The sequence below is a fragment of the Vibrio sp. HM8-C genome (assembly GCF_058630515.1).
Map to the genome: position 1 here is coordinate 86,280 of NZ_JBMMKS010000004.1, position 17,984 is coordinate 104,263.

Below are 17,984 nucleotides of genomic sequence, written 5' to 3' on the forward strand. Positions count from 1 at the left end.
CCACATACGATGTTTAGACATTGAGATTACTTCTCACTAGAGCCTGAGTATTCTGCTTTAGCATTTGAACAAACTTTGATTCGATTTCATTCAAACTCACTGTATCTGGCGTTACCAAATACATGTCCGTAACCGGCAGTGATTCATAGGGAGGCAATGCCCACAAAAGCTCTTGTGCAACAAACGGCTTGGCACTTTCCACGGTTAACGCTCCAAAGCCGATTCCGGTCATGATTAAACGACGCACCTCTTCAAGGTTTGAAGATACCGCCACCAACTTACCCCAGAACTGTTTTTGATCTCGGAACTGCGCGATAGCATCTAAGCCTTCTCCGGGCTGGTCGCTTTCAAATGAGATGTATGGCAAGCCACGTATATCTTCTAGCGTCAGATCTTTGCGACCAAAACATGGGTGTGCTCGACCACAATAAAAGCCCATCTGTTCATAGCCGATAAAATCGCATCTCACACCTGTTTTAGCGATTTTCTTGTTGCTTAATCCGATATGTAAAACACCTTCGGTCACATGGCTGACGATATCGGCACTTGGAAACGTATTGATATTGAAAATCACGTTGGGGAACAAGTTATGGTACTGAGCAAGCGTAGTATCAAACGCCGGGCATTGAAGATGGCTGGCAATCTCAATCGTTAGCTCTCCTTGAATGTTATCGGTCTGGTCAACGAACTGATCCGCCATTGTTCCGACAATACGCCCGACCGATGATGCGTATTCGTACACTCGCATACCATGCAACGTAAGGGTGAATACACCTTTCTTACGCAGTATTAATCGCTTATCAAGATGATCTTCTAATCGCTTGAGAGCATTACTCACACTTGGTTGGCTCAAGGATAATCGACGTGCAGCGGCACTAATCCCCCCTTCATTCACAATCGTTAAAAAGGTATAGAGCAGATTCCAATCCAGATTGCGAAGTAATCGGTCTTTAGCGTTCAGCATTTCGTCATCCCATTGAGTGATTTATCCATAGCGACAGGCTATGTATATCATATTTATTCATCATTATGGATATTAACTAACTTTGCACATACTCAATAAACAGCAATTTAAATCTGCAACCATTACGAAAAGGACATCACAATGGCAAAAGCAAAACTACTCAGCACTCTGCTTGCTTCAGGTATCGCACTTCTCGCATCTACTGGCGCATCAGCAGAAACACTCAAAATCGGTACTGAAGGCGCATACCCTCCATTCAACTACTACACGCCTGACGGTCAGTTAGCAGGCTTTGATATTGAGATTGGTAAAGCACTGTGTGCCAATATGAAAATTGATTGTGAGTTCGTTGCTCAAGACTGGGATGGTATTATTCCCGCGCTATTGGCTGGCAAATACGATGTGATTCTGGCTTCGATGTTCATCACTGATGAGCGCAAAAAACAGGTTTCGTTCAGCGCACCTTATCAAGCATCAGCAATGACTTTCGTTGTTGATAAAAATTCAGGCATCAAAGACGTTTCCCCTTCCGCATTGAAAGGCATGATCATCGGCGCACAAAGCTCAACCACGCAAGCAGAATACCTTCTTGCACAATACCCAGATTCTGAAATCCGCTTATATCCGACTCAAGATGCAGTCAACCTCGACTTAGCAAGTGGTCGTATTGACGCACAAGCGGGTGACATTATGCCGATGACAGATTGGATTAACTCTGACGACGGCTCTTGCTGTCAAAAAGCAGGCAACTTAATTACTGACCGCGCTTATGTTGGCGACGGTGTAGGCATGGCACTGCGTAAAGAAGATAAAGAGCTACTAAAGCGCTTAAACCAAGCTCTAGCCAACATCATTGCTGACGGTACTTATAAGAAAATTAACGATGAGTACTTCTCCATCAACCTGTTAACGCTTCAATAAGCACTAACTTGAGCACTAACTAAAGGCGCTTGAAATAGCAGTATAAAGGGTGGCTTTGTGCCACCCAGTCAGAGCGGAAAGATAACTCAAAGAGACGCGTGTAATGGACTATCTGATGTACCTCAGTTTTGGTGACCAAGGTTGGGGTGATGAATTACTAAAAGGCTTAGCCATCACATTAGGACTTGCCCTGTGCGCTCTACCTGTCGGTATGGTGATTGGCACTGGTGTCGCCGCGCTATCAGTAAGTCATCGCCCTGCTAGCCGTTGGTTTGCTACAACGTATACCACGGTATTGCGAGGTCTACCTGAGCTGCTCACACTGTTCATCATTTACCACGGTGTTGGGCTATTGATAAACAAAACACTGAAATGGCTTGACCCAAGCAATGGCTTTTTTGAGTTAAATCCTTTCGGTGCTGGTGTGATTGCTTTAGGTCTAGTGTTTAGTAGCTATGCAGCTGAAGTACTGCGTGGTGCTTGGAAAGCGATCGATAAAGGTCAACGTGAAGCAGGCTATTCTCTTTCGATGAGCCCTTGGCTGATTTTCTGGCATATCGAACGTCCTCAGCTATTGCGCCTTGCTCTACCGGGGTTGGGCAACCTCTGGATTAACTTGCTAAAAGATACCGCACTGGTTTCCGTTATAGCATTGAACGATCTAATGCGCGCCGCCAACATCGCCGTTGGAGCAACGAAAAAGCCGTTTCTGTTCTATCTGACAATCTGTTTGGTTTATTGGGCAGTGTGCGCATGTTGCGAACGCTTGCTATCAAACATGGAAGCACATTCTAAACGTGGTATCCGCGTAAGCCGTTAAAGGAGGGACAATGCTAGAGTTCATTGAAAAAATAGCACCTATGCTCCTAATCGGCGCATGGTTGACCATCAAGATCACCGTGATATCTGTTGTTATTGCAGCACTATTGGCATTACCCGCTTCGATATTGCGCATTCAGAAATCAAGACTGTACCGGACACCTGTGCAGATTTTCATTTCTTTTTTTCGTGGTACTCCACTGATTGCTCAACTGTTTTTGGTTTACTACGGTTCTGGTCAATTCCGTCCGTTTTTGATGGAAATGGGATTGTGGCAATTTTTTAGAGACCCGATGAACTGCGCTTTGCTCACTTTCACGCTCAACTCACTGGCGTATCAAACAGAAATTATGCGTGGTGCAATTCAATCCGTTGATGCTGGCGAAATTGAAGCTGCAAAATCAATGGGCATGAAAAATAGCCTGCTGTATCGACATATTGTTTTACCCCTCGCCTACCGAATTGCGTTCCCCGCTCTGGGTAACGAGTGCATTTTAATGCTCAAAGGTGGCGCGGTCGCAAGTGTTATTACCGTGATGGATTTGATGGGACAAACTCGTCGAGCGTTCTCGCAGTCTTTCGATATCACAACATATTTTTACGCCGCTGCGATGTATTTGGTGATAACCACCAGCTTTGTTATCGCTTGGCGTTTTGCTGAACGTTATCTCTACCGACACCAAGTTCAGCGGTCACCAAATAAACCGTCGGTTCAAATAAACAATCGATCCATAAACGATCGCTCCAAAACGGCAACAACTTAATTTTTAAATCAACTAACAATTATCTACAGGGGCTGACGCTCTTGGGGATTCGCTTTACCTGAACAAGGACTTAAACGATGAATACAATTGAATTGAAAACACCTTATTTAGTATTTCTTGGTGACGCAAATGATCTCCTTATGGCTAAAGTAGCAAAAGGTGTTGCCCACTGGCGTCCAGAAAAGTGTCTTGCTCAATATCGTCTTGCTGGCGCAAAAGCCGACCTAGGTCTGCCTGAGATGAATCCTCGCGAAGCCGCTGCATGTGGTGCGAAAACCTTTATTCTTGGCTTAGCACCTGTTGGCGGCACGCTGCCTTCTGAGTGGATTGATCTTTTAATCGATGCCATGGAAGCGGGCTTGGATATCGCAAGTGGTCTGCATATGCGTCTTAATGACATCCCACGTTTGGTAGAAGCCGCTGAACGTACGGGTCAACAATTGCTAGATGTGCGTGTTCCACAAGGCCAAATGGTCTGTGGAACCGGCCTACCTCGCACTGGTAAACGACTACTCAGCGTGGGTACTGACTGCTGTGTAGGCAAAATGTTTACTACCCTTGCTATTCATCGTGAAATGCAAAAACGTGGCATCCCTGCAACGTTTCGTGCAACAGGTCAAACAGGCATTCTGATTGAAGGAAACGGCGTACCGGTTGATGCGGTAGTGTCGGACTTCATCTCCGGTATGGTTGAAACTCTAACGCCAGATAACGCGCCAGATCACTGGGATATCATCGAAGGTCAAGGTTCTCTGCTTCACCCTGCTTATGCTGGTGTAACCTTAGGTCTGCTTCATGGCGCACAGGCTGATGTCATCATCGTTTGCCACGAAGCTGGTCGTGTTCAAATGGATGAAATGCCTGGTTTTACTGTTCCAGATCTACAAACCATCATCGACATCAACCTAACTATGGGGCGCGTAACTAACCCGAATATTCGCTTAGGCGGCATTGCGCTTAATACTGTTAATCTAAGCCAAGAAGAAGCACTGGCAGAGATTGCTCGTGTAGAGAAACAGTTCGGAGTGCCTGTTGTCGATCCAGTTCGTACTGGTGTGGCTTCCATTGTCGATCAGCTTGAAGAGGTTTGTTATGCGTAAGATGTCGATTAGGGTTGAACAGTGGCCACTGCACGAACCTTTCGTCATCTCTCGCATGGCTCCGATGCTGCACGGCGAAGTTGTCGTGGTAGAAGTCGAACAGTCTGGTTGTATCGGCCGTGGTGAATGTGAACGTATGGATGTATTCGAACCCGAATATCCAGACGTTCTCGCTATGGTTGAGGCATTCCAAGCCGAAGTGGAATCTGGCATAAGCCGAGACACGCTTCGTGAAATCATGCCTGCAGGAGCTGCGAGAAACGCTATTGACTGCGCACTGTTTGAACTAGAAGCAAAACTGAACAAGCAAACAGCGTGGCAAATGGCAGGTTTTGCACAAGCACCAAAACAAGTCACAACGGTGTTTACTCTGTCTCTCGACACACCTGAAAAAATGGCGAGAGCGGCAGCGCTGCAAAAAGATCGTCCAATTCTCAAACTCAAGCTGGGTCGAGAAGGTGACTTAGAACGTGTTAAAGCTGTTCGTGAAGCTGCTCCAAATGTGCGTTTGGTGATTGATGCAAACACCGGATGGAGCTTTGAACAGCTAAAAGCCTACTTACCAGAGCTTGCTAAATTGGGCGTAGAGATGGTGGAACAACCATTGAACGATCAGGAAGAACATCTGTTGGAAACCATCACGCCAGAGTTACCGATTACCGCTGATGAATCTTGTATCGATCGTTCGTCACTTTCGAAGTTGAAAGGTCGCTATCAGGCCGTCAACATTAAGTTGGATAAAACTGGTGGAATGACAGAGGCCTTAGCTCTGCTAGAAGAAGCACAAGAGATGGGGTTTGAAATCATGGTCGGCTGTATGATCGGCACGTCATTGGCGATGGCTCCTGCCCTACTTTTGGCTCAACAAGCACGCTGGGTAGACATTGACGGCCCTCTGCTGTTATCGAAAGATCGCTCACCAGCCCTTAACTATCATCAAAGTCAGGTTGAGCCCAACCCTGCTGTTTGGGGATAAACTCCCTTCCATTTACTACTAAAACGCTCACTCTGTGTGAGCGTTTTTATTCACCCTGTTTTTACGTTCATTCTTTATATTAATACCTAAATACCTATGCTCAAAACCAGATGAATTAGATATAAATTCATAATTTTCATATTTATATATCATCAACAATAAACCGCACTTTATTCGTCACCCCAACCAAAACCGAAAAAATGAAAAATAAATTAATCGTTAATTTTCATTGTGTTATAAATTAAAAAGTCTGTGTTCATGTTTCCAATTTGTTTCATTTGTTGGCTTTTGATTATGCTATGAATAATCTTTTGCGGTAAAATCGTTCAACAAACAAAATGGTCAATAATGTTATTTATTTTATTTAGCCACAACCAATGAATATATTTTCATCATTTAAATATCTTGGTGATTATTTATTCGAAATGAGCTGGTTTAGGAAATTTCATTATCGGCACTTATTGACCTAAAATTCGAATGTAAGCTACTTCTGCTAACGTCAGATTGAGTAGTTAACTTTAGTTGGAAGCGCTGACATAAGTATGCCTAACATTTCTTCACAGCACAGAATCGGGATTTACATCCCTAATCAATGCTCTTTGCTAACGCTAGGAGCAATCACTGAGCCTTTTGCTCGAGTGAACCAGATGCTAGGTGAAGAAAAGTTTCAGCTTATTTATGTGGGTGAACAAGCAGGGGTCAGCATCCCTCTTAGTAGTTCAGCTCCGACTCTTGCATCACCAACGCTCTCATTACCATCGATTTTATTACCATCGCTTTTATTAACAACACAGGCAGCACTTAAAGACATCAACGATTACGATGCGCTTATTATCGCTGCCGAGCAGTTACCTCAATCTTCACCAGCAACATCGACCATTCAAGCGCTGCAAAACTACTATCAACAAGAGCATTCATTCGTAATAAGTCTAGATGCAGGGTGGTTCTGGTTATTGGAAAGTGGTATTGGACACGATGATTCATGGGCAATCCATTGGCGCTGGGAAGATGAAGTTAAAGCCAAATATCCGCAGTTGAAAGTTCAATACGAACGCTTCCGCCATTGCGAAAAATTGGCCAGCTGCGCAGGGTATTCGGACTGTTTAGACTTTCTTTTAGCTTATTTAGCCACACATGAAAATGACGTGGCAGCACGTACCGTCGCAGATGAGTTGTATATCGAAAGAGATAAACAACAAAATGAGCCAGTAAGTGATGCAGTCACACACGGCGAACTGCCGCCAAGGTTGGAAAAAGCCATCTCGTTGATGGAGAGCAATCTCGAAGAACCTTTGTCTGCAGATATGATCGCTGACCTCGTTCACGTATCGAGACGTCAGTTAGAGCGTCTTTTTAAACGCTACCTCGACACCATGCCAGCACGTTACTACTTGCAACTGAGATTAAAGAAAGCAAGAGAGCTATTACAAACCACCAACTTGTCGGTAGTGCAAATCGGGCTGAGCTGCGGTTTTTCTAGTGGCCCCCATTTCTCTTCTGCCTATAAATCGTTCTTTGAAATCACGCCAAGGGAAGAGCGTTCAAAGCGTTTATATGCAACTAGGAGTTAATGTGAAAAAGCGACCTTATTTGTTAATGGAAGGTGAAAATATATAAAAACAGGTCGTTTTTACGAACGTAATATCGTAACTCGTCGCGTATTCTGAAAATAATGGAACTATACACAGAGGCAATCAAGATGACGCTTACACCAAACAGAACTGATTTTGACCAATACATGATCCCTATGTTCGCTCCGGCACCATTCATTCCTGTAAAGGGTGAAGGTTCTACGGTTTACGATCAGTCTGGTAAACAGTACATCGATTTTGCGGGCGGCATTGCCGTTAACGTTTTAGGTCATGCTAATCCACTTCTTAAAGCTGTTCTTACTGAACAAGCCGACAAACTTTGGCACCTCGGTAATGGTTACACCAACGAACCTGTACTTGAGCTAGCTCGTACACTGGTCGAAAACACATTCGCTGATAAAGTGTTTTTCTGTAACTCAGGTGCCGAAGCAAACGAAGCAGCATTAAAGCTGGCTCGTAAATACGCGTTAGATAACCACGGTACACACAAGAACGAAATCGTGGCTTTTCGCAATGCATTCCACGGTCGCACGCTGTTCACGGTAACAGCTGGCGGCCAGCCTAAATACTCACAAGATTTCGCACCACTTCCGGGCGGTATTCATCATGTGGATTTCAATGATTTAGAAGCCGCTAAGAAAGTGATTGGTCCACAAACTTGCGCAGTAATCGTTGAGCCAGTGCAAGGTGAAGGTGGTGTGATTCCAGCGACTCCAGAATTCTTAGCAGGCTTGCGTCAGCTATGTAACGACAACGACGCAGTGCTGATTTTCGATGAAGTTCAGACAGGTGTAGGACGTACAGGTCAACTTTACGCATACATGAACTACGGTGTAGAACCAGACGTTCTGTCAACAGCGAAAGCTCTGGGTGGCGGTTTCCCAATCGGTGGCATTCTAACCACTGACAAGTTTGCAAAAGCACTCTCTGTGGGCACACATGGTACGACTTACGGTGGTAACCCACTTGCTTCAGCGGTTGCCAATGCGGTTCTTAGCCAAGTTAACAACACTGAGTTTTTGCACGGTGTAGCCGCAAGTCATGATCGTTTCTTCACTCGTCTAGCTCAAATTAACCAAAAACATTCTGTATTCAAACAAGTGCGTGGTATGGGTTTGTTGATTGGCTGTGAGTTGGCAGAAGACTATGTGGGTCAAGCAAAAGCCATCAGTAACATTGCCGCAGAGCACGGTTTGATGATTCTGATTGCTGGGCCAAATGTGGTGCGTTTTGCTCCGGCGTTAAATATTTCTGAGCAAGAAATCGACTCTGGTCTTGATCGTTTTGAGCAAGCATTAGAAGCGTTCTTAAATACAAAATAAGGTTAATACCATGATTGTATTACGTCCTGTAAAACTGACTGACTTAAGTAACATTGAACGACTTGCGGTAGATAGTGGGCCAATGGTGTGCACATTACCGGCTAAACGCGATCACCTGTTGCAAAAGATTGAACAGTCAATTTACTCATTCGAGCAGGACGTATTCTGCCCGGGGGAAGAGTCTTACTTCTTTGTGTTGGAAGATACGAGCTCCGGGCATTTGTTGGGCACAGGAGCCATCAACGCTTTAGCAGGATATCGTCAAGCGTTCTATTCGTTCCGCAATGACATCATTATCCACTCCTCGCGAGAGTTAAATGTTCACAGTCGCATTCATGCACTCACGCTGAATCACGATTTAAGTGACCACTCTCAACTGTGCTCTTTTTACATTGATCCTTCGCAGCGCAGCACCTTATCTCCAGCACTAATTACGCTAGGACGTCTAATGTTCATGAACGCGTTTTCTAATCGATTCGCGAATGAATGGATGGCTGTGCTCCCAGGTATTGCAGACACCAATGGCCGTGCTCCTTTTTGGGAACACGTCGGCCGCAAGTTTTTCGGCATGGATTACAACCAAGTCGAATATTACAACGGCACCCGCGACAAAGCGTTTGTCGCAGAACTGATGCCACATTATCCGCTTTATGTACCTCTGATTGATGAAGAGGCACAAGCGGTAATGGGTCAAGTTCATCAAGATGCTGAGCTTCAATATCAGCTCTTAAATGACCAAGGTTTTGAGCCAGATAAGTATGTGGAAATCTTCGATTCTGGCCCAATTTTGACAGCTCCGCACAATGCGTTGCCTATCTGTCTAAATATGAAAACCGGGTCAGTGGTCGGTGAACCTCTTCACGCTGACACTAAGCAATATTTGGTTGGTTACCAAGGAGCCAAAGGCTTCTGTGCGTTTATCGCCACTGGTCACCACACAGAGGATCAACTGATCATTACTAAAGAATTGATGGAAGAAGTGGGATTAAGTGCGCACCAGAAGGTGTGGTTCTTAGCTCTGTAGTCTCTTCTCTCTTTTCAGGAAAAATAACAAGGAATTTAAACTATGATGGTAATTCGCCCAGTAACTAGGGATGACAAGCAAGCTCTATTGAAACTAGCGACTAAAACCGGTGTCGGTTTTACTTCTCTACCAAACAATGAAGCGCGATTGGCAGCACGTATTGAGCGTATGATCGAAACATGGGAAGGCAAAGCCCCTATTCACGATCAAGGCTATCTATTCGTATTAGAAGATTCGGAAAGCAAAGAAGTTGTTGGTATCAGTGGCGTTGAAGTTGCGATTGGTCTAACAGAACCTTGGTATGATTTCCGAGTTGGCACTTTGGTACATGCGTCAAAGGAGCTTAACGTGTATACCCAAATGCCAACGCTTTTCCTAAGCAATGACCATACAGGCTACAGCGAACTATGCACGCTGTTCTTAGACCCTGATTACCGCAAAAACAAAAATGGTCACTTGCTGTCGAAAAGTCGCATGCTATTTATGTCTACCTTTGAAGACAAATTTGCAGACAAATTGATCGCAGAGATGCGCGGTGTGTCTGATGAAAATGGTAACTCGCCATTCTGGGAAAGCTTGGGTCGTCACTTCTTCTCCATCGATTTCAGTGAAGCAGACTATTTAACAGGTATTGGACAAAAGGCCTTTATCGCAGAGCTAATGCCTAAGCACCCGATGTATGTAGATTTCTTGACTGAAGAAGCGAAAGCAGTCATTGCAGAAGTGCACGAAAACACACTTCCAGCACGTAAGATCTTAGAAAGTGAAGGTATGCGTTACGAAGGCTACATCGATATTTTCGATGCAGGTCCAACTCTGGAAGCATACACCAAAGATTTACGTATCGTTCGTGAGAGCGAAACTCGTAAAGTTCTGATTTCAGACACTTATCGTGAGACTCACTCTACGCTGCTGGTCGGAAACCTAGATTACCGCAACTACCGCGCAATCATTGGTCGCCAGCCTTGTACTGCAACAGAAATCACTCTGTCTCCAGCACAAGCTGAAATCTTGAATGTGGCGAATGGTGACTTGATTCGAGTTGCACCTCTATTTGCAAAAGAAGAGCATCGCCAAGAGCTTTCTCAAACCGAGTAATTGAATATTCATGGCAGAAATACCCTCTCGGCTCACCATCAGACTAATGCAAATACTGATATTGAGTTGTAAGGGTAAACAAACAATAACAACGTACCCTGCCCAACTATTTACCTCGCATACTCTGCCAAAGAGTAGGCAGATAGGAGTCTAAAATTATGTCAGCTTATGAAGTTAACTTTGACGGTCTTGTAGGTTTAACGCACAACTACGCAGGCCTTTCGTTTGGTAACGTTGCGTCTACTTCAAACAAAAATGCGGTAGCAAACCCGAAACTGGCTGCTCTCCAAGGTTTAGCAAAGATGAAAAACCTTGCAGATTCAGGTTTCAAACAAGGTGTGCTTCCTCCACAAGAGCGTCCATGCGTTCATACGCTACGCACTTTGGGTTTTACTGGCACTGATGCAGAAGTTATCGCTCAAGCGGCTAAAAAAGCACCTCAACTGCTTGCAAACGTCAGTTCAGCATCGTCAATGTGGGTTGCAAACGCGGCAACCGTATCTCCTTCAGCGGACACTGCGGATGGTAAAGTTCATTTCACTGTTGCAAACCTCAACAACAAGTTCCACCGTTCAATTGAAGAGCAAACTACCAGCAACGCGTTAAAAGCCATTTTTGCAGATAACAAGCACTTTGCTCACCATGCAGCACTGCCACAACAAATGTTATTCGGTGACGAAGGTGCAGCTAACCACAACCGTCTGTGCCGTAGCTACGGTGACAAAGGTGTTGAAGTGTTTGTATATGGTCGTCAGGCATTTGGTGGTCAGGTTGAACCTAAGATCTTCCCTGCTCGCCAAACGCGTGAAGCGAGCGAAGCTGTAGCTCGTCTACATCAGTTAGACGAGTCACAAACCGTTTTCTTACAACAAAACCCTGATGTGATTGACCAAGGCGTATTCCACAACGACGTTATCGCAGTAAGCAACGGCCCAGTTCTGTTCCATCACCAAGAAGCATTCATCAATCAAGCTCCTGTGTTTGACGAAATTCGCCGCAAGCTAGGTCAATTTGACTGTGAGTTTACCCCAATTCAAGTACCAACAAACAAAGTGTCGGTACAAGATGCAGTAGGTACTTACCTGTTCAACAGCCAGCTTCTAACCAAAGCTGACGGCAGCATGGTGATTGTGGTTCCTGAAGAATCACGTAAGAACGAACGTGTTTGGACGTACCTCACTGAGCTAACGCAAAGTGGCGGTCCGATTAACGAAGTGAAAGTATTCGACCTACGCGAAAGTATGTGTAATGGTGGTGGCCCAGCTTGTCTGCGTCTACGTGTTGTTCTTACCGAACAAGAGCTTAACGCAGCGAATCCAAATGCACTGATGAACGATGCTCTGTATGGTTCTTTAACTCAGTGGGTGAACAAGCACTACCGTGATCGTCTGACGGAAGCTGATTTGGCAGACCCACAGTTACTGATTGAAAACCGCACTGCGTTGGATGAGCTGACTCAAATCATGAACCTAGGTTCAATCTACCCATTCCAACGCTAAGCAAGGATTTATTGGAAATGGACTTTTTAAAACAGACACTTTCGGTGGAAGCCTTTTCCCCGTCATCAGGTGAAACTGCGACTTTGCGTTGGACTTGTCCAGCGCAAGGTATTATCGCTTTTGAGCCTTTAGCGTTCTCAGATAGCCCACAATCGAAAAGTGTGGTTATCTCTGCAGGCATTCACGGTAACGAAACCGCACCTATCGAGATCGTTTCTGAGTTGGTTCAAGATTTTCTGGCAGATAAACGTTCTTTGAATGTTCGCTTGCTAGTCATTCTTGGCAACCTCGAAGCGATGCGCACAGGTGACCGCTACCTCGAAGTAGACATGAACCGTCTATTCAGCGGTAAACATGCCAATTACCAAGTTTGTGAAGAAACAAGACGCGCTCAGTTTATTGAACAGCAAGTTATTGAGTTCTTTGAACAGCAACCGAGTACTCAGCGTGTTCACTTCGACCTACATACCGCAAGAAAACCGTCATTCCATGTACGATTCGGTCTGCTTCCTTATGTAGAGTCAGGCAAATACCAACCTGAAATGATCGAATGGCTGCGCTATGTGGGCTTAGAAGCACTGGTGATAAACCATGCTCCAGCAGCAACGTTCAGCTATTTCAGCAGCCAAACTTGCGGTGCCCAAAGCTGCACTTTAGAGCTAGGTAAAGCATTGCCATTTGGTGAAAACGATCTCTCTCAGTTTGTTGGCATCAAAGAAGGCTTAATTTCACTTACCACAGGTACTGCTTGTCCTGATAATAGCGCAGCAGAAATGCCCGTATACAAAGTCAGCCAAGAGTTAACTAAACTCACTGAAGCGTTTGAACTGAATTTTGCCGAAAGCGTTCAGAATTTCACCGCGTTCGAAAAAGGAAGCTTACTCGCAACAGACGGTGAGAAAGAATACCGCGTAGAACAAGATCAGGAGTGGCTAATTTTCCCGAACAGCGGCGTTCGCCCTGGTTTGCGCGCAGGTTTGATGTTGACTCAAACAGCACTCAATAACTGGGTAGCCTAATAAGCAATACCAGTTTCAATTAAGCGCAATTTGTTCGTTCTGAATAGATTGCGCTTGGTTCAATACCAAACAGATGTGTTGATGATTTCACAACACCAAGATCTAGGGCTTATTGAAGGAGCTAGTCTCTGAAACATAACCTTGATAGTTGAATCTACAAGCTTGTCAGCAATGAAATGCTTCCCCAGAAAATGAACTAAATACTCCCTTCTTAAAAGCATTCAAACCACCCGCGTTTCATTCACTTTTCAAATCACAAGACCAAGTCAAATTTCTTTCAACAGTTAGTCCAATTTCGAGATAAAAATCACTAGATAACAATAAAAACATAGAGCTTTGACTCTAATTATTTAGTTTTCCACTATTTAGCTTCACTCACCAATCAACCGACAACACATCAAAATCGCATACTTATATCTCACATTTGAATTAATATGGTATAAAAATCAACCACAATATGTGATACACATTTTCTAAAAATATATAAACAGCATGATTTTTCAGAATTTAATTCTATGCATAAAACTAAATTTATTATTTATGTTCATGATAATCACATTAGAAAGAATATTGAGATAACTACAAGTTGTATTACAGGTTTATGTGCTTCGACAATATTTTCAACAAAAGGCTTTACTATCATTCCTATCAATAAAAAACTGGTTGCACTATTAATTATCACAATGCTAGCCTGCTCACGCTTTTCGTCATGGGTCAATTAGATAAAGCTGAAAGTATGATGCTCTTATTAATTTTTGGGTTCCCCATTTATTGAAGGTTCTCAATACGGCCAGTTAGATCTAGTAAGGCTATTAATAATAAAAATATATTCGAATTGAGGATCTTTTATGCTCAATAATCTTGGCTTAGGTAAAAAGATAGGATTTGGCTTCAGTACTATTTTAGTTATTTTAACGATCGTATTAACGATTAGTGTCATCTCGCTTAAAAAAGCTGATTCGGGAATTGCTAAATATCAAGGTTTCGTTTATTCGACAAATACTGTCGGTAGACTACAGTCCGAAATGTTGAACATGAGAATTAGTGTAATTAACTACTTCAATACTGCAAGCACGACTGATCAAGAGAAATTTATAGCGTCACTCCGCTCTATGAGGTTACTAATAGACAGAGTCGAAAGTGAAATAGAGAACAAACAACAAATATCAAAAATATTGCAAATCGAAGATCTTATTTCGACATATGAACAAGCATTCAATAGAGTTGTAACCTTGACACAAGAGATTGCAAACATTACCAACGAACAGCTTGCGCCTAGCGGTTTAAAAATGACCGCCACCATAGAAAATATTTTAAAATCCATGGATTCAGATGAAGAAAGCAATAATATTTATCGCGTAAGCCTAATCCAAAATAAAATGTTTTCTGGTCGAATATTCGCCTCTAAGTATTTAAGAACAAATAACAGTGATGACTTTGATAGTGCCATTGAAAAAATGGACAAAGAGTTAAATATTGCAATTACTAACCTTGATAATGCTGAAATAAACCATCAAAGCAAAAATTTGGAAAGTGAATTTAAAGAATCTCATATTCAATATCTAACTGCACTGCAAAAAATTCATAAGCTAATAGATGAAAAAAATAGCATCGAGAATGACACTTTGCGTTCGGTCGGTCCTATGGTCGCGACTAATGTTGAAGAGGTAATTAGTTCAATTATAAGCGAACAAAAAGTTCTAGGAACTGAGCTTAAATCCTCCACTGATAACAGTATACAACTTACGTTAGCGCTGTCTGTACTAGCTATTCTAATAGGAATAACTGCCGCTTATTTTCTCACAGCAAATATTGTTAAACCTATACATAAAGCTGTTGACGCTGCTAATCAGTTGGCTAAGGGTGACTTAACTGTAAGCATTAATCACTCAAGCCGTGATGAGACTGGCATGTTACTTGAGGCGATACAAAATACTGCAAACAACCTCAAAAATATGATTTCAACCATTTCTTCTGCTAGCGATGAACTGGCATCAGCTTCTGAAGAGTTAGCGGTGGTAACAGACCAAAGCACGGCCGGAATTGCCCAACAAGAAATCGAAACTGAGATGGTAGCAACGGCAATGAATGAAATGACGACTACTGTTCATGATGTCGCCAATAACGCCGCAAAAGCTGCGGAAGCTGCTAATCAGGCAGATAAAGAAGCACAATCAGGAGCAGAAGTTGTTAAGCAAACTATTCAATCGATTAACTCACTATCGCTCAATGTGAATGAGTCATCAGATAGACTAAATGATTTACAGCAGCAAGTATTGAATATCAGTTCAATACTCGAGGTAATAAAAGGAATCGCAGATCAAACCAATCTGCTTGCTTTGAACGCAGCAATAGAAGCGGCAAGAGCTGGTGAGCAAGGGCGAGGCTTCGCCGTTGTCGCTGATGAAGTTCGCTCTTTGGCTGGAAAAACTCAAGGCTCAACCTCTGAGATCCAAAGCATTATTGAAAAACTGCAAGTGGGTACTCAAAATGCTGTTGATGTAATGAATAATGGTAGAGAACAAGCGAAGAACTGTGTAGAGCGAGCGAGCAATACTGGGGTGGCTCTTGGAAACATTACGTCCGCAATCAATGTGATTAACGATATGAATTTGCAGATTGCTAGCGCTTCTGAGCAACAAAGCTCTGTTGCAGAAAGCATCAATGAAAATGTTTTCAACGTTAAACGTATTGCAGAAGAAAACTCTGTAGTATCAAATCAAACTCGCAGTTCAAGTTCAGAGATTGCTCGCCTAGCTGTCCAACTTAACCAGCTCGTTACAAGATTTAACGTGTAATAAGTTCAGCACAAAGATATGTGTTCATTAATAGTGGTGAACACATATCAAATAAATAATTATACCTACATGTCAATAATTCCTTTGTAGTTTATTTACTTGGAAATAACAAAATGACTAGTTTAAATAATCTTGATTTGCCATTTAAATCGAAACTATTAGATGTTGTTCGCGGAAATATACGCTTAATACCTTCATTACATTCACCCTCACTTCGTCATGGAAATATATCTTCCATGACTATTGATGAAAAATATTTGCTTTATTTTTCCATAGTTAACCACAGTTCGAATGCAGTACTTATTACAGATGACCAAAAACGTATCATTTATGTTAACGAAAAGTTTGAAAAAATAAGTGGTTACTCCGCAAAAGAGGTCCTTGGGAAAAACCCAAAAATTTTGAAGTCGAATAGAACTTCGAACGATACATATAAAAACATGCATGAAACTCTACATCGTAAACAAATATGGAAAGGAGAATTCTTCAACGTACGCCCAAATGGTGAAGAATATGTAGAAGAAGTAATTATATCTCCGATTATAGATAATGAGGGTAAAGTTGCATGTTATCTGGGAGAAAAAAAAGACATCACTCTACAGAAAGAAGCTGAGATGATGGTAAATAAACTCACATATACAGACACTTTAACTAATATATATAATCGTGCTTATGTTGTAGAAAAAGGTAGAGAATTAACCAAATTGCCACAAATGAGAGAAAATCATTTCTCAGCAATATTCATTGATTTAAATAGATTTAAGAAAATAAATGATATTTATGGTCACCTTTCAGGTGATAAGGTATTAAAAGTAGTAGCAGAACGTTTGAGAAGTTTGCTAAAAGAAAGCGACTTCGTTTCGAGAGTTGGTGGTGACGAATTTCTCGTAATTCACAAATGTGCTACCGTCGAAAGTACATATATACTCTCGCAAAAAATTGTAAGTTCGTTTTACTCTCCTATCCTTGTCGACAATCATGAACATTACTTAGGCGCTAGTCTTGGCTCTGCTATATGGCCCCAAGATGGAGAAACACTCTCTCAAATTTTTTCCCGTGCCGACCTAGCAATGTATGAAGCCAAAAACTCTAGTGATTGTTACAGCCCATATACTCTCGAAATTGGTGATAGATACTCTAGGGAATTTGAATTAAGCCAAAAGCTAGAATTCGCGGTTCTACACAATCAATTACAGCTGGTTTATCAACCTAAGGTTGATCTTAAGACGGGTGAAATTCATGGTCTTGAGGCTCTATTGCGTTGGTACGATTCAGAGTTAGGTGCGATAAGCCCTGTCGAATTCATAGCAGTCGCCGAAAAATACAAACTGATGACAGCTATCGGTAATTGGGTAATAAAGGCAGTATGTAAACAGTTAAATATATGGAAAAAGCAAAATTTAACATTCAATGGAAGAGTTTCTATTAATTTATCTGTTCAGCAAATAGAGTATTTTAATTTCTACCAAGAAATAATATCCATTTTTCTCAACGAAAGAATATCTCCTAACGAAATAGACTTCGAGGTGACAGAATCTCTATTAATAAGCGATCCAGATAGAGTAATTACTATTATTTCTCAGTTAAAATCCGTGGGATTCAGTATATCTATTGATGATTTTGGCACAGGATATTCCTCACTATCCTATTTGCACAAATTGAGCGTCAATACTTTGAAAATAGACCGCTCTTTTATCGAGAGAATCACAACAGATCTTCACGAGCAGGCAATAGTAAAATCAATGATTGAACTGGGGCATAGTTTAGGTCTATCAGTCGTCGCTGAAGGCGTTGAAACTCTGGAACAAACAGAATATTTGCGCTCTCTTGGCTGTGATTATGCTCAAGGTTTCTTTTTCTATAAACCTGTCGATGGAAATAAATTATTCCCAATAGTTAGTGGGGAAATGAAAATTTTTTGAATTAGAAATAAACGTCTCATTTGAAATATATTTAATTTTAAATAGACAAAATTACCTTTAGATTTTGTCTACGCCGAAAGCTAAAGCCATCAAGATTTACAATAGTACAAATTTCGACCAAAACATCCCGCAATTCATCATTACGTAATGATAAATATAACGCATA

14 protein-coding genes are annotated in these 17,984 nt (G+C 42.3%); 13 read left to right on the top strand and 1 reads right to left on the bottom strand.

Going from position 1 to position 17,984, the window contains the following annotated elements; all coding sequences use genetic code 11:
• Positions 1-13: 13 nt before the first annotated feature.
• Positions 14-964: a LysR family transcriptional regulator gene (locus ACOSVQ_RS06710; protein ID WP_491981757.1), complete on the bottom strand. Its 951-nt coding sequence runs from the start codon at positions 962-964 to the stop codon at positions 14-16.
• A gap of 141 nt (positions 965-1,105) precedes the next feature.
• On the opposite strand from ACOSVQ_RS06710, the gene ACOSVQ_RS06715 reads away from it, so the two are divergent.
• The 13 genes from ACOSVQ_RS06715 to ACOSVQ_RS06775 all read left to right on the top strand — a co-directional run bounded on the left by ACOSVQ_RS06715 (position 1,106) and on the right by ACOSVQ_RS06775 (position 17,818).
• A complete protein-coding gene (locus tag ACOSVQ_RS06715) occupies positions 1,106-1,885 on the top strand; it encodes a transporter substrate-binding domain-containing protein (protein WP_491981758.1) in 780 nt (259 codons plus the stop codon).
• 103 nt (positions 1,886-1,988) lie between these two features.
• The gene (locus ACOSVQ_RS06720; protein WP_491981759.1) at positions 1,989-2,705 is read left to right on the top strand and encodes an ABC transporter permease; all 717 of its coding nucleotides are present in this window, start codon (positions 1,989-1,991) and stop codon (positions 2,703-2,705) included.
• A 10-nt stretch (positions 2,706-2,715) separates the two neighbouring features.
• Positions 2,716-3,468, top strand: coding sequence for an ABC transporter permease (locus ACOSVQ_RS06725; RefSeq protein WP_491981760.1), 753 nt, complete (start codon positions 2,716-2,718; stop codon positions 3,466-3,468).
• 77 nt (positions 3,469-3,545) lie between these two features.
• Positions 3,546-4,568, top strand: a complete 1,023-nt coding sequence (dgcN, locus tag ACOSVQ_RS06730) for an N-acetyltransferase DgcN (protein ID WP_491981761.1) — start codon at positions 3,546-3,548, stop codon at positions 4,566-4,568.
• Complete coding sequence (gene dgcA, locus ACOSVQ_RS06735; RefSeq protein WP_491981762.1) at positions 4,561-5,544, top strand: N-acetyl-D-Glu racemase DgcA; 984 nt, start codon at positions 4,561-4,563, stop codon at positions 5,542-5,544. Before dgcN ends, dgcA begins: the two co-directional genes overlap by 8 nt.
• Positions 5,545-6,086: 542 nt before the next feature.
• Complete coding sequence (locus tag ACOSVQ_RS06740; protein WP_491981763.1) at positions 6,087-7,115, top strand: GlxA family transcriptional regulator; 1,029 nt, start codon at positions 6,087-6,089, stop codon at positions 7,113-7,115.
• 128 nt (positions 7,116-7,243) lie between these two features.
• A complete protein-coding gene (locus ACOSVQ_RS06745) occupies positions 7,244-8,458 on the top strand; it encodes a bifunctional succinylornithine transaminase/acetylornithine transaminase (RefSeq protein ID WP_491981953.1) in 1,215 nt (404 codons plus the stop codon).
• A gap of 10 nt (positions 8,459-8,468) precedes the next feature.
• Complete coding sequence (locus tag ACOSVQ_RS06750) at positions 8,469-9,482, top strand: arginine N-succinyltransferase (RefSeq protein WP_491981764.1); 1,014 nt, start codon at positions 8,469-8,471, stop codon at positions 9,480-9,482.
• Positions 9,483-9,524: 42 nt separating this feature from the next.
• Complete coding sequence (gene astA / locus ACOSVQ_RS06755; RefSeq protein WP_491981766.1) at positions 9,525-10,580, top strand: arginine N-succinyltransferase; 1,056 nt, start codon at positions 9,525-9,527, stop codon at positions 10,578-10,580.
• Positions 10,581-10,738: 158 nt separating this feature from the next.
• Entirely contained in the window at positions 10,739-12,079 is a 1,341-nt protein-coding gene (astB, locus tag ACOSVQ_RS06760) for an N-succinylarginine dihydrolase (protein WP_491981767.1), read from the top strand.
• 17 nt (positions 12,080-12,096) lie between these two features.
• Positions 12,097-13,098: a succinylglutamate desuccinylase gene (gene astE / locus ACOSVQ_RS06765; protein ID WP_491981768.1), complete on the top strand. Its 1,002-nt coding sequence runs from the start codon at positions 12,097-12,099 to the stop codon at positions 13,096-13,098.
• Between the two features lie 848 nt (positions 13,099-13,946).
• On the top strand, positions 13,947-15,896 hold the full coding sequence (locus ACOSVQ_RS06770) for a methyl-accepting chemotaxis protein (protein WP_491981769.1): 1,950 nt from the start codon (positions 13,947-13,949) through the stop codon (positions 15,894-15,896).
• 113 nt (positions 15,897-16,009) lie between these two features.
• Complete coding sequence (locus ACOSVQ_RS06775) at positions 16,010-17,818, top strand: sensor domain-containing protein (protein WP_491981770.1); 1,809 nt, start codon at positions 16,010-16,012, stop codon at positions 17,816-17,818.
• Positions 17,819-17,984: the final 166 nt, after the last annotated feature.

Excerpts from the sequence above, each read along its gene's own strand:
- ACOSVQ_RS06710 (WP_491981757.1), bottom strand. The coding sequence starts at position 964 with ATGCTGAACGCTAAAGACCGATTACTTCGCAATCTGGATTGGAATCTG.
- ACOSVQ_RS06715 (WP_491981758.1), top strand. The coding sequence starts at position 1,106 with ATGGCAAAAGCAAAACTACTCAGCACTCTGCTTGCTTCAGGTATCGCA.
- ACOSVQ_RS06720 (WP_491981759.1), top strand. The coding sequence starts at position 1,989 with ATGGACTATCTGATGTACCTCAGTTTTGGTGACCAAGGTTGGGGTGAT.
- ACOSVQ_RS06725 (WP_491981760.1), top strand. The coding sequence starts at position 2,716 with ATGCTAGAGTTCATTGAAAAAATAGCACCTATGCTCCTAATCGGCGCA.
- dgcN (WP_491981761.1), top strand. The coding sequence starts at position 3,546 with ATGAATACAATTGAATTGAAAACACCTTATTTAGTATTTCTTGGTGAC.
- dgcA (WP_491981762.1), top strand. The coding sequence starts at position 4,561 with ATGCGTAAGATGTCGATTAGGGTTGAACAGTGGCCACTGCACGAACCT.
- ACOSVQ_RS06740 (WP_491981763.1), top strand. The coding sequence starts at position 6,087 with ATGCCTAACATTTCTTCACAGCACAGAATCGGGATTTACATCCCTAAT.
- ACOSVQ_RS06745 (WP_491981953.1), top strand. The coding sequence starts at position 7,244 with ATGACGCTTACACCAAACAGAACTGATTTTGACCAATACATGATCCCT.
- ACOSVQ_RS06750 (WP_491981764.1), top strand. The coding sequence starts at position 8,469 with ATGATTGTATTACGTCCTGTAAAACTGACTGACTTAAGTAACATTGAA.
- astA (WP_491981766.1), top strand. The coding sequence starts at position 9,525 with ATGATGGTAATTCGCCCAGTAACTAGGGATGACAAGCAAGCTCTATTG.
- astB (WP_491981767.1), top strand. The coding sequence starts at position 10,739 with ATGTCAGCTTATGAAGTTAACTTTGACGGTCTTGTAGGTTTAACGCAC.
- astE (WP_491981768.1), top strand. The coding sequence starts at position 12,097 with ATGGACTTTTTAAAACAGACACTTTCGGTGGAAGCCTTTTCCCCGTCA.
- ACOSVQ_RS06770 (WP_491981769.1), top strand. The coding sequence starts at position 13,947 with ATGCTCAATAATCTTGGCTTAGGTAAAAAGATAGGATTTGGCTTCAGT.
- ACOSVQ_RS06775 (WP_491981770.1), top strand. The coding sequence starts at position 16,010 with ATGACTAGTTTAAATAATCTTGATTTGCCATTTAAATCGAAACTATTA.